This is a genomic window from Bacillus sp. SIMBA_074 (assembly GCF_046534555.1).
Taxonomy (GTDB): Bacteria; Bacillota; Bacilli; order Bacillales; family Bacillaceae_G; genus Bacillus_A; species Bacillus_A mycoides.
On sequence record NZ_JAWRYM010000579.1, the window covers coordinates 1 to 269 of the forward strand.

The following is a 269-nucleotide window of genomic DNA, read 5'->3' on the forward strand; positions in this document are numbered from 1 at the left end:
TGGCCGCGTCGTGCGCGACGGACGAGCGGAGGGCGAGAACCACGACGGCGCGGGCGAGGGCCCGGGTCCTCGCGGCGAGCGAGCGTGCGGCGGAACGGTGGAAGAGCACGCCGTGGCGGCGCAATGCCGATGTCCCGGGAACCTGGCTCCGGCAGGGGGCCCTGCGACTCTCCGCCGCGACTCGATCGCCACTCGATCGTGCGCTGGAGCGCGGGTCGTTGACACTGCGGGGCTATGACCGAGTGCTCAGAGTCGCGTGGACGATGGCC

Annotated in this window: 1 protein-coding gene; it reads left to right on the forward strand. The window is 73.2% G+C overall.

The features are described 5' to 3' along the window. Positions 1-269, forward strand: a 269-nt coding sequence (locus tag SB773_RS32045; protein ID WP_486304318.1) for a magnesium chelatase subunit ChlI family protein, incomplete at both ends; no start/stop codon positions are given.